We start from the raw sequence: 13,751 nt of genomic DNA on the forward strand, positions 1-13,751 counted from the left end.
CCAGTGCTTGACCTTGGCCGCCTGTCGCCATAGGCGCTGTGACAACTTAAACAGGAGGCATCCATGCCGACATTCACAGCGCTTACCACTCTGAACGGGAAAGCCGCAGCCGAAGGCCTGGGCGAAGCGATGGAGCGTCTGGAGCCGGAACCAACCGGTGTAGGTGTGTTCGAGGTCGAGGACGGATCCGGCCTCTGGGAAGTCGGCGGCTATTTCACCGAGGCGCCTGATGAGACTGCGCTGGCTGTCTTGGCTGTGGCCTTTGAGGCCAAACCATTTGTGGTTTCCGAGCTGCCCGAGACCGACTGGGTCGCGCATGTGCGTCGAGAGTTGGCTCCGGTCGAAGCAGGCCGTTTTTTTGTGTATGGCAGCCATGACGCCGACAAGATCCCCGAAGATCGCATTCCATTGCTCATCGAGGCAGCGATGGCCTTTGGCACGGGGCATCACGGCACGACGCTTGGCTGCCTCAAGGCATTGGATCGGTTGATCGAGGACGGGTTCAGCGCGGACAAAGTCGCGGACATCGGTTGCGGGACTGCTGTGCTGGCCATGGCGGCTGCACGGGTTTGGGATGGCGAGATACTGGCCAGCGATATTGACGAAGTTGCCGTTGATGTGGCTGAGGCAAACCTGAAGGCCAACGGAATGTCTGGCGCAGTTCGGTGTGTCGAAGCAGCAGGGTTTGATCACTCGGAGTTGCAGTCATCAGCGCCGTACGACCTGATTTTTGCTAATATCCTGAAGGGGCCCTTGGTGGCTCTGTCGCCCGAAATAGCAGAGAATCTGAGGGATGGTGGGCATGCGATCCTGTCGGGAATCCTTAACGAGCAGGCTGACGAAGTCGCGTCTGTTTATTCTCAAAATGGGTTCAATCTTACTGATAGGAGTGAGATTGGTGAGTGGACGACGCTAATCTTAACGAAACAGGGCGTTACTTAGACCATTTGCAGGAGTTTTGTGGATTTTTGCCACTCTTTTGACGCATTCTCTATCTACCGTCACCTGATGAAGTCGAGGGGGGCGGTTTTCGGAGGCTGCCATGACGGGTAAACAACTGGAATTTGATCAGCGCGTTCATCGCCTGAGCAAGAAGCATCAAAAGATGAGCCGTGGGTATCGTGCGTCGATGCGCAAAGACGGCTTGGTCGTGATGAAGCCACAACGCGTAAGATCCGCGGTTCCGGCAAAGGTTCTTTTGCTGTGCCTGGTTGGGTTTTTCGCTTTCAAGGCATTTCTCCTATCAAGCTTGGGGCCATCTGCCTATCAGTTTCGGGTGAACAGCCTGAACGAGGGAACGTCGGTTGAACAGGCCGGGGCCTGGATCATGCAAATCGATCCGGTGACCGAAGCTGTTTCAGCTCAGTTGAGTAAGGTTATGTACTAAAGCGACCTGAAAACCCTGACGCCTCTGTTATCCAAGGGGCATGCGATCAGGGGCTTCTAACCGCATTGTCATCACAGCAGTTAAACAAAAAACACCGCGGCCCATGGCGCGCGGTGTTCTTATTTGCCCCCGAGGGAGAACGGGGCGAGTGAGTGGTAGTCTTAGCGACGACCCTCAGCAACGATCTCAATGTCGCCGCGGCTCAGGCCGATATCTTCCAGCTCGCGGTCGGTCAGACCGTTCAGCGCGTTGCGAGTTACGCGAGCGTCATTCCATTCAACTGCGGCGTTTACTACCGATGCGAACGTTGCGCCGATACGGCCAACGAGGCCGAATGAGCCAGTGGTGGTGCGGGTGGTGTCCAGTGCAGCCATATCCTGTTTCCTTCTGGTTTGTGTTAACTTCTGATCTTGTGATCTGCCGGGCATCTAGTGATGTCGGATTTCCCGCACAAGAGCAGTTTTTGCATGTGTCCTATGCAGTTTCTGCAATGCTCTATGGGCCTGTAATCCCCTTAAATAATTGGTGAAAATGCCTTCATGAAACAGGTCGATTCCTGACTATTCGAGGTCGAAAACAGGCCACTCTGTCGCGCTTGGGATAGTTGTGTCGTTTTTTGGCGTGAGGTCAATTCGCTTGGAAAATGTTCATGTTTCGTGCTAATCGGTGAAAAAGATCAAGAAAACCCGAGCAGGCCGAGGCAAAACATGCGGATTCTGGGCATTGATCCGGGGTTGAGAACCCTGGGATGGGGCGTCATCGAATCGAATGGCAGCCGTCTGAGCCATGTCTCAAATGGTTTGTGCAAATCGGACGGGGATGATTTGGGCGAGAGGTTACTGTCGCTGCACAATCAGATCGTCGAGGTTATTGCCGAACATTCACCCGATCAGGCAGCCATCGAACAGACTTTCGTGAACAAGGATGGGGCGGGAACGCTCAAACTGGGTCAGGCGCGTGGCGTGGCGTTGCTGACGTTGGCGCAGGCCGGATTGCCGGTGGGGGAATATGCTCCGAACCGGGTCAAGAAAACGGTCGTGGGTGTCGGGCACGCGGAAAAGGAGCAGGTTCTGCACATGGTCAAACTGCAATTGCCAGGATGTCAGCCCAAAGGGGCGGATGCCGCAGACGCTCTGGCGATTGCGATCTGTCACGCCTATTACGGAAAGACGCAACAGACGCGTTTGAAAGAGGTACGGGCATGATCGGAAAACTCACCGGAAAGCTGGACTATCGCGCAGCAGATCACGTGCTGATTGATGTCCGGGGTGTGGGATACATCGTCTATTGCTCTGACCGGACAATGGCGGCACTGCCGGGTGCGGGGGAAGGCATTTCGCTCTACACAGATATGGTCGTGCGCGAAGATCTGATGCAGCTCTACGGATTTCTGTCGCTGGTCGAAAAGGAATGGCATCGGTTGCTGTGCTCCGTGCAGGGCGTCGGAGCCAAGGTCTCTCTGGCGATCCTGAGCGCTTTGGGTCCGGATGGTGTCAGTCGCGCCATTGCACTGGGCGACTGGGGCTCAGTGAAGGCGGCGAAAGGTGTCGGACCTAAAACTGCGCAGCGGATCGTGCTTGATCTCAAAGACAAAGCGCCAGGCGTAATGGCGATGGGTGGCACCGTGACGGATGCGATGGATGGCCCCGCGATCGAAGTTGTAGAGCCTGTCGAGGCAGCGCCCGTACCGAAACGAACGCCCAAACCAGCCTCCGGGGCTGCTGCCGCATCAGCGGGTGCGCTGTCTGCCCTGTCCAATCTCGGTTATGGTCCGTCGGACGCAGCAGCTGCGGTTGCCGAGGCTGCCGCCAACAACCCGGATGCAGACGAAGCAGGTTTGATCCGTGCCGCCCTGCAACTGCTGGCTCCGAAAGGGTGAATAAATGGTAGACGCTGATCCCGCCCTGCGCCCCGAGCCGCTGCCGGAGGACAACGATCGCGCATTGCGCCCTCAGGGGTTGGATGAATTTATCGGTCAGGCCGAAGCCCGCGCCAATCTGCGCATCTTTATCCAATCCGCACGCCAACGGGGCGAAGCAATGGATCACACGTTGTTTCATGGCCCGCCTGGATTGGGTAAAACCACATTGGCGCAGATCATGGCGCGCGAGCTGGGGGTGAATTTTCGCATGACCTCCGGGCCGGTTCTGGCGAAAGCGGGTGATCTGGCTGCGATCCTGACCAATCTCGAAGCACGTGATGTCCTGTTTATCGACGAAATCCACCGTCTGAACCCGGCAGTGGAAGAGGTGCTTTATCCCGCGATGGAAGATTTCGAGCTCGATCTGGTGATTGGTGAGGGACCTGCCGCGCGGACTGTACGGATCGAGTTGCAACCCTTCACGCTTGTCGGGGCAACGACGCGAATGGGCTTGCTGACCACACCCTTGCGTGACCGATTTGGTATTCCAACCCGGCTTCAGTTCTACACGGTCGATGAGCTGCACGAGATCGTCACGCGCAATGCACGTAAGTTGGGCGCGCCTGCGGACAACGACGGGGCGCGTGAAATCGCCCGCCGGTCTCGTGGCACGCCCCGAATTGCCGGACGGCTGCTGCGACGTGTCGTGGATTTCGCTATCGTCGAAGGTGATGGGCGGATTGCGCGTGAACTGGCAGATGGTGCTTTGACGCGGTTGGGTGTGGATAATCTTGGGTTGGATGGCGCGGACCGCCGTTACCTGACGCTGATTGCTGAAAACTACTCGGGCGGCCCTGTTGGGATTGAAACTCTTTCGGCTGCGTTGTCGGAAAGCCGAGACTCGCTGGAAGAAGTCATCGAACCCTATTTGCTGCAACAAGGCCTCATACAACGAACTCCGCGCGGACGGATGCTGGCACAGAAGGCCTGGACGCATTTGGGCATGACCGCGCCCAAGCGGCAAAGCGATCTGTTTGGTTGAAGACCACAGCCAGAGAAACTATGCGTTCAGCAATAGTGATCTAATGCAGATGAAGGTTTGGGCGTGACACCAGAAGAGATCGAAGCGCTGTTCACCCGCGAAAACGGAGAGTTCCTGTTCGCGCGTTGGGGTCGGCCAATCGTGCCAATCGTTTTTGGTGTCGAGGATGAGACTCTGGCAACCGTCAAAGGGGCCTTTGAAGCAGTTGTCACCTTGGCCGATCACAAAATGGCCGAAACGGACCCTGAGCTGGGCGCCAACTGTATGGTATTCTTTTTTCGGGACTGGCAGGAGTTGCTTGAGGTTCCCGACCTTGATCGCCTGATCCCGGATCTGGCGCCATTGGTTGACCGCCTTGAAGCTGCAGGCGCCAATCAATATCGCATATTCCGGTTCGAAGAAGACGGTGCCATCCGCGCAGCTTTTGTCTTTCTGAGGATGGACAAGGAACTGTCCAAGGTCCCGGCAGAGACACTGGCGCTAAGTCAGGTGGTTCAGACCGTTTTGCTGTGGTCGGACACGGCATTCAGAACGCAATCACCACTGGCGATGGCAGGAGACGCGACCATACTGCGCCCGGACATCGCTGCATTGATCCGTGCGGCCTATGATCCGGTTCTGCCCGGTGTGGCACATGATGCATCCCATGCGCTGCGGTTGTTCGCACGCTTGCAGCAACCTCAGTAAGTGACAGTCTCGTTATGGTTTACCCGACGCACTTTGGGTGCCGTGTTCGCGGCCTATGCGATGGTGAAAGGCCGCAAGCAATTCGCTACCGGATTCAAAATAGGCATCTTTTCCAACAAGGTCGGTAACGCCATATCTGTCCAGTTCCGCTCGGACATCGGATTCGACAAGTAAAAAGACCAGTTTGATGCCCTTTGACTGCAGGTATTGGTGAGCGTTGCGCAAGGTGTAGCCTGCCGTGAAATCTACATCATCAATTGCCGAAGCTTCGATGCAAAACCAAGACAGCTTGTGGTCAGCACCTTGGGTAATAGTGGCAACTTCGTCAGACAGGCGCTGAGTATTTGCGTAGTATAGACTGTGGGAAAAACGATAGATGACCAGACCCGGTTCAAACTGGTTGGGGTGGTCAATCGACTTTGAGTGCCAACCAGTGACTTTGTTTTCCACGATGACAGAGTTCTTGGGGTGATACCCCCGGCGCGTGTGATCAATGAGCGATAGCACCATCGCAAAAATGATACCCTGTTCAACGCCAACGAAGACGACAACGGCAGCAGTTGCGATGGCGATCCAGAATTCGGGTCGGGCCTGCGTGTAAATATTGGCCAGCCCCCGTACATCGATCAGCTTCACGCCTATCAAAAACACGATGGCAGACAGTGCTGCGTTTGGCAGATAAGCAAGCGGACCGGTCAGAAACAGGATCACGACCAGAACGATCGCGACTGTGGTAAGTTGAGCGATCTGGCTACGCCCACCTGCGCTTGCCACCATTTCGGTTTTGGTAGGGCTGCCATTGACGACGAAGGTTCCGGTAAATGCAGCGCCAAGGTTTGCAAGACCAAGCCCGACGAGGTCCGAGTTCTCATCAAATTTCTCTTCGTAGCGTGCCGCATAGGCGCGGGATGTCGCGGCGCTTTGTGCAAGGATCACCACAAAGATTGACAACGCGGTGGGCAGCAGTTGTTTGAACAGAGACCAACTCCAGTCCACAGCTGGGATAGAAAGCGAGGGCAGGCCGCTGGGAACCGCCCCCAGAACTGCTATACCTGCTCCGCTGAATTGAAAGGCCCAGCTGCACAGGATCACGCCCAGTATTGCGATCAGTGGGCCGGGAAATTTGCGGGACAAGCGTCTGCAGCCGGTCACCACGGTCAGCACGGCCACTGCGACAGCCAATGTTGGCCAACTGAATTGTTCGAAATGTTCGGCGACACCCTGCAGCTTGGCTATGGTTCCGTGCGCTGAGACTTCAATGCCCAGCATTCCGGGAACCTCTCCACTGGCGACCTGAATGCCAACGCCTGTCAAAAAGCCGACTAGGACAGTTCTGGACAGAAAATCAGCTAAAAACCCAAGACCAATGATCCGAGCGGCGATCAGGAGTATCGCAGCCATCAGTGCCAGAAGCGAAGCCAGCGCGAGATATTCGGATGAACCCGACACCGCCATGCCCGCCAAGGCTGAGGCTGTTATGGCCGCAGTCGCGGAATCCGCTCCGACAACCAGATGACGGGAAGATCCAAAGATGGCGAACAATGCCATCGGTATGAGGATTGTGTAGAGGCCGGTAATTACCGGGGTTCCGGCAATTTTCGTGTAACCCATGACTTCGGGGATCGCGAGGCAGGCGAAGGTGAGGCCAGCGAGGATCTCGGTTGGCAGCTTAGATCGATCGAAAGGTAAGATGCCCTGCAGAACAGGAAGCGGAAATGTGACCCCATTTCTTGTCGCTTTAGTCATTAGGTTCCCTGTTCAATGCCTCTGCATAACTTGGAACACTAGAATGCAAATGCGCAGATTTCGATACTGAGTACGGCCTCAGTGAATTTTCTGATCAATCAGGGATTGCGGGATTGCCACTGCGCGGGCATGTCTGTGGGGGTGGGGCTTAGGCCCCACAGGACAGATTGATGAAACTGGATAGTCGGATTTGCGATGTCGCAAGATAAGTCACTAGAGAAACAGAAACATATCTTTCCGATCCGGGTCTATTACGAAGACACCGACATGGGTGGTGTCGTTTATCACGCAAATTACTTGCGCTACATCGAACGCGCCCGATCTGACTGGGTTCGTAAGCTGGGGAATGATCAGAACGCGATGCGGGATGACGGTGTCGTCTGGGTCGTGCGCAAGCTGGACGCAGACTATCTTGCCTCTGCCAAATTTGATGACGAATTGACCGTTGAGACCGAAGTGGTCGCAATCTCGGGTGTTCGGCTGACGATGGCACAGTTGGTTTTGCGGGGTGAAACGGAAATATTCCGCGCCACAGTCACGGCTGTCTGCATCAACAGCGATGGCAAGCCAATCCGCCTTCCGGCAGAGATTCGCGCATTGATGTAACAAAACGTAGCCCAGGGGTGGTTATGTTGGCATTTCATACCGATCTGCGTTAGCGTCTGGCAAAACAAGGCCAAACGAACGGCCGTCAGGCAAAACAAAGAGCAGGTTCATGGAAGCTGAAACGCTGGTGCTGGCGCAGGAGATCGATTTCTCCATGTGGGGGCTGTTCGCCCGCGCGACATTCATCGTCAAGGTGGTCATGCTGATCCTCGTGATCGCATCCTTCTGGTCCTGGGCGATCATTATACAGAAACTCATCAACTATCGCGCTGCACGCCGTGAGGCGCAGGTTTTTGATGAATCTTTCTGGTCGGGCAATCCTCTGGATGAGCTGTTCGAAGAGATTGGTTCACGCCCGGACGGAAGTTCGGAAAAGATATTTGCGGCCGGAATGATCGAGTGGCGAAGGTCCCATCGAACTGACGGTGGGCTGATCGCAGGTGCAACCGCCCGGATCGACAGATCAATGGATGTGGCCATCGCGAAAGAGGCTGAAACCCTGCAAAAAGGTCTGCCCATTCTGGCGACCGTCGGCTCGACCGCGCCGTTTATCGGTCTGTTTGGTACTGTCTGGGGCATCATGAATGCTTTCATCGAGATTGCCGAGCAGCAGAACACGAACCTTGCAGTTGTAGCACCTGGCATCGCCGAGGCGTTGCTGGCAACCGGCCTCGGCCTGTTGGCCGCGATCCCGGCCGTGATCTTCTACAACAAGCTGAGCGCCGACAGTGACCGGATCGTCGGTGGCTATGAAGCTTTTGCCGACGAGTTCGCCACCATCCTTTCTCGTCAGTTGGACAGCTGACATGGGCGCTGCGGTTCAGCAATCGTCAAACGGAAACGGGCGTAGACGCGGTCGTCGTCGCGGTCGCGCACAGCCGATGGCGGAAATCAACGTTACGCCATTTGTTGATGTCATGTTGGTGTTGCTGATCATTTTCATGGTGGCAGCCCCCTTGCTGACCGTGGGTGTTCCGGTTGACCTGCCCAAAACCGCCGCCAGCGCATTGCCCGGGGACAATGAAGAACCCTTGACTGTAACCCTCACTGCGGATGGTCGGGTTCAGATCCAGACGACAGATGTTCTGCGCGAAGAACTGATTGGCAAGCTGCGCGCCATCGCTGCTGAGCGCAGCAGTGACCGTGTATTCCTGCGGGCGGACGGCGCTATTCCCTATGCGCAGGTGATGCAGATCATGGGCGCCCTGAATGCGGGCGGATTTTCGAATGTGGGCCTTGTTACCGATACGGGCGGGCCAACGCTGGACGAAGGTGGAGAGTGAGGCCGCGGGGTGGAAACCGGCACCAAGATCTCAGCGATTGCCCATGTGAGTCTGATCGGATGGGCGTTGTTCGGCGGTACGTTCCAGTCGGAACCGCTGCCTATGGCTGTGCAGGATGTATCCGTGATCTCTGCTGAGCAATTCGCGGCAATGACCGCGCAGCGCGAAGCGCCTGAGGTTCCTTCGACACCTGAATCGCTGGAGCAGCCGCCTGAACCCGTTGAAGAGGTGAACGCGCCAGAGCCCACGCAGGAAGAACAACCGCGCCCCGAGCCGGTGACGCCATCTGAACCCGAACCTGAACCGGTGCTGGAAACAGTCGAAGTGCCACCCGAGCCAGAAGTGGTTGAAGAGCCGCCGGTTCTGGAACAGCCAGAGCCAGAAGCGGTAGTCCTTCCCACACCTCCCGGACCCGAGGCCCAGCCTAGGCCAGCTGATCGCGTAGCACCCGAACCAATAGCCCCGCCGCCACCCGAGGCCCAGATTGATGACGTGGAATCGCCACCGGTTTCTCTGGACGAAGGCGCTGAGACGCAGCAAGAACAACAGGACCAGACCGCACCCGAGGAAGCCACGGATCAGATCGTGACCGAGGCTGAGGAATCCGATGAGACGGCGCCGACAACCTCTCCCCGACCGCGCGTTCGACCCAACCGTCCTGCACCGCCCGTTGAGCCTGAAGTTGCGGAAACATCTGAGCCTGCCGCCCCGGCAGAGGCGACGTCGTCCAGTGAACAGGACGCGATTGAGGATGCGCTTTCCGAGGCTCTGCGCGATTCTGAACCTTCAGGTCCACCGTTGACCAGCGGCGAAAAGGACGCGATGCGTCTGGCCGTATCACGATGCTGGAATGTCGGATCGCTGTCGACCGACGCATTGAGTACTGTGGTGGTAGTCGGCTTCTCCCTGAACCGTGACGGAACGGTCGTGGGCGGTAGTTTGCGCCTGCTGGACAGTTCCGGCGGTTCTGCCGGTGCGGAAAAACAAGCCTTTGATGCGGCGCGCCGCGCGATCTTGCGCTGTGGTGCCAGAGGTTATGACCTGCCTGCTGACAAATACGAGCATTGGCAGGATATTGAGATTACATTCAATCCCGAGAGGATGCGGATCAAATGATGAAACTTCTGACCAGCCTCTTTGTCGGTCTGACCCTGTTGTCGGCACCGGTATATGCGCAAAGCGGACCGCTACGCCTTGAGCTCACTGAGGGCATTATCGAACCCATGCCCTTTGCAGTGCCCAGTTTCGTGCCGGACAGTCCTGCAGCAGCGCAGTATGCGAGCGATATCTCGCGCGTCGTTGCCGCCGACCTGACCGGCACGGGGTTGTTCCGTGAAATCTCATCCGATGCTTTCATCAGTCGGGTCAGCAGTTTCGAAGCCCCTGTTCAATTCGCGGATTGGAAAGCGATCAATGCGCAGGCGCTGGTTACTGGTGCGGTCAATGTTTCGGGCAAACGTCTTACGGTGCGGTTCCGGATTTGGGATGTGTTTTCGGGGCAAGAGCTGGGCAATGGCCTACAGTTCGCTGGCACAACTGATGGCTGGCGTCGCATGGCACATAAGGTGGCTGACCAGGTTTATAGCCGTATCACGGGTGAAGGTGGATATTTCGACAGCCGGGTTGCCTTTGTCTCGGAAAGCGGACCCAAAGATCAGCGGCGCAAGCGGTTGGCGATCATGGATTATGATGGCGCCAACGTTCAGTACCTGACCGACAGCGCCGCAATCGTTCTTGCACCACGGTTCTCACCCACGGGTGATCGGCTGCTTTACACCAGTTATGAAAGCGGCAGGCCGCGTATCTACGTATTGGATGTCGGCCGTGTGAAACGGCAGGAATTGAAGACGCAGGACGGCACAATGAGCTTTTCACCGCGCTTCTCGCCTGATGGCAGATCGATCGTCTATTCGTTGATCCAAGGGGGTAATACCGACCTCTGGAAGATGGATCTGGCTTCGGGTCAGAGCGTACGTCTGACCAACACGCCTGCGATTGAGACAGCACCCAGCTATTCACCGGACGGTACTCAGATCGTGTTCGAAAGCGATCGGTCCGGCACCCCACAACTTTACATCATGCCCGCCAATGGCGGTGAGGCTACACGCATAAGTTTTGGTCAGGGGCGCTATGGTACGCCGGTCTGGTCTCCGCGCGGTGACCTGATTGCGTTTACCAAACAGAACAAGGGTCGTTTCCATATTGGTGTGATGCGCATAGATGGCAGTGAGGAACGCCTGTTGACCGCCTCATTCCTGGACGAAGGCCCAACCTGGTCGCCCAATGGCCGGGTCATCATGTTCTCGCGGGAAACGCAGGGGGCAAGCGGACGGTCTTCGCTTTATTCCGTGGATATCTCGGGGCGAAATCTTCGCCCGGTTCGCACACCCGACGGGGGCAGCGATCCGGCATGGGGACCATTGCAGAATTGATCGAACCGGCAGACAGGCAAAGTTCACAATGCAACCGCGCTATGGTAGACAGTCGTCAATAAACAAACGGGACAAGAGGCAATTGTAATGAACGTATTGAGCAAATTCGCGGCGTTGGGCGCGCTGATGTTGATCGCCGCCTGTAGCAACAATGATCCTTCGGCTCTGGGCGGTGGTGCTGGTGGCAGCGGTGCAATCCAACCGGGTTCACCAAGTGACCCGCGTTCACCTGCATATTTCCAGCAGACTGTCGGTGATCGCGTGTTGTTTGCGGTCGATCAGTCCACACTGTCGCCTCAGGCGCAGACAATTCTGCAGGGTCAAGCCGAGTGGCTGCTTGCCAACACCGATTACACCGCGACGATCGAGGGCCATGCGGACGAGCAGGGCACCCGCGAGTACAACCTTGCATTGGGCGCTCGCCGCGCGAATGCGGCAAGGGAGTACCTGATTTCGCGTGGCGTTGCGGGCAATCGCATTCAGACAATCAGCTATGGCAAAGAGCGTCCGATTGAAATTTGCAGCACCGAGGAATGCTATTCCAAGAACCGTCGTGCGGTGACGGTGCTGACCGGATCAACCTTGGGGTAAGATAATGAGACTTGCAGGATGGGTTCTGGCGGCGGTGGTAACCGCCGCAGGTGTAGCGCAGGCGCAGGACCAGCAAACTTTAGCGGACATCCGGCAGGAACTGACGGTGCTGCACGTTGAAATTCAACGCCTAAAGCGCGAGTTTTCGACGACCGGTTCTCCCGCCCCAAACCTGTCCGGCAGTTCAGTGCTGGAACGGGTTGACGCCATTGAGGCCGAGTTGCAGCGCCTGACCCGGCAGACTGAGCAACTGAATCAACGTATTCAGAATGTTGTCACCGACGGAACCAACCGGATTGGTGATCTGGAGTTTCGTTTGGTCGAGTTGGAAGGCGGCGATCTGAGCACCTTGGGTGAAACTTCGACATTGGGTGGTGAAGAACAGACTACGACTGTTGTTGCGCCAACGGCATCCGAAACTTCTGAGGTTAGCCAGACCGAGCTTGCGGTTGGTGAACAGGCTGACTTTGATACCGCCTCTCAGGCACTGTCGGATGGTGATTTCCAAACTGCTGCCAATATGTTTGCACAGTTCGACACATCCTATCCGGGCAGCCCGCTTGCACCTCAGGCCAATCTGAAGCGAGGACAGGCACTGGAAGGTCTGGGTGACACACGCGAAGCAGCCAAGGCGTTTCTGGCAAGCTTTACCGGGGATTCCGAAGGACCTGTCGCACCCGAAGCGCTTTATGAGCTTGGCGCAGCGCTGGGTCGTCTGGGGCAAACCGATCAAGCCTGTATTACGCTGGGTGAGGTCGGTGTGCGCTTCCCCGCTTCTCCATCGGTTGCGTCTGCCACTCAGGAAATGGCGTCGCTGGGCTGTTCTTGACCTCTGACACCGACACGCTGAGGGCCGAAATCCTGCGACATCTGCCGGACCCGCTGCCGCGTCGCATCGGTGTGGCGGTTTCCGGCGGGAGTGATTCCACCGCACTGTTGCAACTGCTTGCTGGGATCGCCCGAACGGAAGGTTTCGAACTTTGTGCTGCAACAGTCGATCACGGTCTGCGTGCCGAGGCTGCGGATGAGGCCGTCGCTGTTTCAAGGCGATCAGCAGATTTGGGCGTGCCTCACGAGACTTTGAAATGGAAAGGTTGGGACGGTTCCGGCAACCTTCAGGATCAGGCCAGGCGTGCTCGATACAGATTGCTCGCCGAATGGGCGCAAAGTCATGGTATCGCAGCTATTGCACTGGGCCACACAGCAGATGATCAGGCTGAAACCGTTCTGATGCGTTTGGCGCGTTCTGCCGGGGTTACGGGCTTGTCGGCCATGGCCACGGTTCGTCGACAAGACGGCATCGACCTGCTGCGTCCGCTGCTCTCGATCACCCGCGCCCGGCTGCGCGGCTATCTGAACGCAGCTGGTGTGACATGGATCGAAGACCCTTCGAATCGGGACACGCGCTTTGATCGTATCAAGACCCGTGAGGCTCTGACAGGTCTTGGCAACATCGGAATTACTGCTGAAACCTTGTCCAGGGTAGCTGGCAACCTTGCACAAGCGCGTGATGCGTTGGAGCTGTTTGCGCAGGAATCCGCCCGCAAGATCGCCGTGGTTGAATCCGGTGATGTGTGTATCGACTTGAATGGGTTTGAAGCACTGCCTCAAGAAATCCAGCGCAGGATCTTGGTGGGAACCTTCGGTTGGATCACACAGGGTGGATATCCCCCACGTCAGAGCGCGGTTGATCAAGTGGTTGATACGCTTTTGACAAGGCAGACAGTGTCTGTCGGGGGGTGCCTGGTGATCCCCAAAGGCAATAATGCTTGGATTTGCAGGGAACTAAACGCGGTGAAGGATCAGACAGCGCATCCGGGAACCCCGTGGGATAGGCGCTGGGTTCTCAACGGGCCGAGCGCAGCTGAAACGCTAGTGCGCCCGCTTGGCGAGCGCGGAATCTCACGCCTTGATGACTGGCGTTTGGTGGGGCGCCCCCGAGCGGCGATTCTGTCCTCACCTGCGGTTTGGCGAGGGGATGAACTGCTGTCTGCACCGCTTGCCGGATATGCCAATGGCTGGAGCGTAGAACTGGCCCCGCATGTGCCAGACTTTTACGCATCGTTTTTATCGCATTGAACCTGCCACAATCATCTCTATTTTAAGGAGCAACCCG

Annotated in this window: 16 protein-coding genes; 14 read left to right on the forward strand and 2 right to left on the reverse strand. The window is 56.9% G+C overall.

Annotation, left to right across the window (positions count from 1 at the left end):
* Positions 1–63 precede the first annotated feature (63 nt).
* Positions 64–942: a 50S ribosomal protein L11 methyltransferase gene (locus E1297_RS25490; protein WP_155143309.1), complete on the forward strand. Its 879-nt coding sequence runs from the start codon at positions 64–66 to the stop codon at positions 940–942.
* Between the two features lie 100 nt (positions 943–1,042).
* Complete coding sequence (locus tag E1297_RS25495) at positions 1,043–1,387, forward strand: hypothetical protein (RefSeq protein ID WP_155143310.1); 345 nt, start codon at positions 1,043–1,045, stop codon at positions 1,385–1,387.
* 161 nt (positions 1,388–1,548) lie between these two features.
* On the opposite strand, the gene E1297_RS25500 is transcribed toward E1297_RS25495, so the two are convergent.
* The gene (locus tag E1297_RS25500; protein ID WP_155143311.1) at positions 1,549–1,761 is read right to left on the reverse strand and encodes a DUF1127 domain-containing protein; all 213 of its coding nucleotides are present in this window, start codon (positions 1,759–1,761) and stop codon (positions 1,549–1,551) included.
* A 333-nt stretch (positions 1,762–2,094) separates the two neighbouring features.
* Between E1297_RS25500 and ruvC the strand changes: the two genes are divergently transcribed.
* The 4 genes from ruvC to E1297_RS25520 all read left to right on the forward strand — a co-directional run bounded on the left by ruvC (position 2,095) and on the right by E1297_RS25520 (position 4,977).
* A complete protein-coding gene (gene ruvC, locus E1297_RS25505) occupies positions 2,095–2,592 on the forward strand; it encodes a crossover junction endodeoxyribonuclease RuvC (RefSeq protein WP_155143312.1) in 498 nt (165 codons plus the stop codon).
* The gene (gene ruvA, locus E1297_RS25510) at positions 2,589–3,266 is read left to right on the forward strand and encodes a Holliday junction branch migration protein RuvA (protein ID WP_155143313.1); all 678 of its coding nucleotides are present in this window, start codon (positions 2,589–2,591) and stop codon (positions 3,264–3,266) included. The genes ruvC and ruvA overlap by 4 nt, the downstream gene beginning before the upstream one ends.
* 4 nt (positions 3,267–3,270) lie before the next feature.
* Positions 3,271–4,290: a Holliday junction branch migration DNA helicase RuvB gene (gene ruvB, locus E1297_RS25515; protein WP_155143314.1), complete on the forward strand. Its 1,020-nt coding sequence runs from the start codon at positions 3,271–3,273 to the stop codon at positions 4,288–4,290.
* Between the two features lie 63 nt (positions 4,291–4,353).
* A complete protein-coding gene (locus tag E1297_RS25520) occupies positions 4,354–4,977 on the forward strand; it encodes a hypothetical protein (protein WP_209015992.1) in 624 nt (207 codons plus the stop codon).
* 12 nt (positions 4,978–4,989) lie between these two features.
* Here the strand turns inward: E1297_RS25520 and E1297_RS25525 are convergent, their stop codons facing one another.
* Complete coding sequence (locus E1297_RS25525; protein WP_155143316.1) at positions 4,990–6,723, reverse strand: SulP family inorganic anion transporter; 1,734 nt, start codon at positions 6,721–6,723, stop codon at positions 4,990–4,992.
* A gap of 195 nt (positions 6,724–6,918) precedes the next feature.
* Here E1297_RS25525 and ybgC point away from each other — a divergent pair, with 195 nt between their 5' ends.
* The 8 genes from ybgC to tilS all read left to right on the forward strand — a co-directional run bounded on the left by ybgC (position 6,919) and on the right by tilS (position 13,714).
* Positions 6,919–7,329 carry a tol-pal system-associated acyl-CoA thioesterase gene (gene ybgC, locus E1297_RS25530; protein ID WP_155143317.1) on the forward strand — a complete coding sequence of 137 codons (411 nt, stop codon included), beginning with the start codon at positions 6,919–6,921 and terminating at the stop codon, positions 7,327–7,329.
* Positions 7,330–7,438: 109 nt separating this feature from the next.
* Positions 7,439–8,134 carry a protein TolQ gene (gene tolQ / locus E1297_RS25535; RefSeq protein ID WP_155143318.1) on the forward strand — a complete coding sequence of 232 codons (696 nt, stop codon included), beginning with the start codon at positions 7,439–7,441 and terminating at the stop codon, positions 8,132–8,134.
* A gap of 1 nt (position 8,135) precedes the next feature.
* On the forward strand, positions 8,136–8,612 hold the full coding sequence (gene tolR / locus E1297_RS25540; RefSeq protein ID WP_155143319.1) for a protein TolR: 477 nt from the start codon (positions 8,136–8,138) through the stop codon (positions 8,610–8,612).
* A gap of 9 nt (positions 8,613–8,621) precedes the next feature.
* Positions 8,622–9,728, forward strand: coding sequence for a hypothetical protein (locus tag E1297_RS25545; protein ID WP_209015993.1), 1,107 nt, complete (start codon positions 8,622–8,624; stop codon positions 9,726–9,728).
* Positions 9,725–11,044 carry a Tol-Pal system beta propeller repeat protein TolB gene (gene tolB / locus E1297_RS25550; protein WP_155143320.1) on the forward strand — a complete coding sequence of 440 codons (1,320 nt, stop codon included), beginning with the start codon at positions 9,725–9,727 and terminating at the stop codon, positions 11,042–11,044. The genes E1297_RS25545 and tolB overlap by 4 nt, the downstream gene beginning before the upstream one ends.
* Positions 11,045–11,131: 87 nt before the next feature.
* Positions 11,132–11,635, forward strand: a complete 504-nt coding sequence (gene pal, locus E1297_RS25555; protein WP_155143321.1) for a peptidoglycan-associated lipoprotein Pal — start codon at positions 11,132–11,134, stop codon at positions 11,633–11,635.
* Positions 11,636–11,639: 4 nt separating this feature from the next.
* Positions 11,640–12,464 carry a tol-pal system protein YbgF gene (ybgF, locus tag E1297_RS25560; protein ID WP_155143322.1) on the forward strand — a complete coding sequence of 275 codons (825 nt, stop codon included), beginning with the start codon at positions 11,640–11,642 and terminating at the stop codon, positions 12,462–12,464.
* Positions 12,461–13,714: a tRNA lysidine(34) synthetase TilS gene (gene tilS / locus E1297_RS25565; RefSeq protein ID WP_155143323.1), complete on the forward strand. Its 1,254-nt coding sequence runs from the start codon at positions 12,461–12,463 to the stop codon at positions 13,712–13,714. The genes ybgF and tilS overlap by 4 nt, the downstream gene beginning before the upstream one ends.
* Positions 13,715–13,751: the final 37 nt, after the last annotated feature.

This window comes from Roseibium sp. RKSG952 (assembly GCF_009711355.1).

Coding starts and splice junctions, on each gene's coding strand:
- E1297_RS25490 (WP_155143309.1), top strand. CDS start 64: ATGCCGACATTCACAGCGCTTACCACTCTGAACGGGAAAGCCGCAGCC.
- E1297_RS25495 (WP_155143310.1), top strand. CDS start 1,043: ATGACGGGTAAACAACTGGAATTTGATCAGCGCGTTCATCGCCTGAGC.
- E1297_RS25500 (WP_155143311.1), bottom strand. CDS start 1,761: ATGGCTGCACTGGACACCACCCGCACCACCACTGGCTCATTCGGCCTC.
- ruvC (WP_155143312.1), top strand. CDS start 2,095: ATGCGGATTCTGGGCATTGATCCGGGGTTGAGAACCCTGGGATGGGGC.
- ruvA (WP_155143313.1), top strand. CDS start 2,589: ATGATCGGAAAACTCACCGGAAAGCTGGACTATCGCGCAGCAGATCAC.
- ruvB (WP_155143314.1), top strand. CDS start 3,271: ATGGTAGACGCTGATCCCGCCCTGCGCCCCGAGCCGCTGCCGGAGGAC.
- E1297_RS25525 (WP_155143316.1), bottom strand. CDS start 6,723: ATGACTAAAGCGACAAGAAATGGGGTCACATTTCCGCTTCCTGTTCTG.
- ybgC (WP_155143317.1), top strand. CDS start 6,919: ATGTCGCAAGATAAGTCACTAGAGAAACAGAAACATATCTTTCCGATC.
- tolQ (WP_155143318.1), top strand. CDS start 7,439: ATGGAAGCTGAAACGCTGGTGCTGGCGCAGGAGATCGATTTCTCCATG.
- tolR (WP_155143319.1), top strand. CDS start 8,136: ATGGGCGCTGCGGTTCAGCAATCGTCAAACGGAAACGGGCGTAGACGC.
- tolB (WP_155143320.1), top strand. CDS start 9,725: ATGATGAAACTTCTGACCAGCCTCTTTGTCGGTCTGACCCTGTTGTCG.
- pal (WP_155143321.1), top strand. CDS start 11,132: ATGAACGTATTGAGCAAATTCGCGGCGTTGGGCGCGCTGATGTTGATC.
- ybgF (WP_155143322.1), top strand. CDS start 11,640: ATGAGACTTGCAGGATGGGTTCTGGCGGCGGTGGTAACCGCCGCAGGT.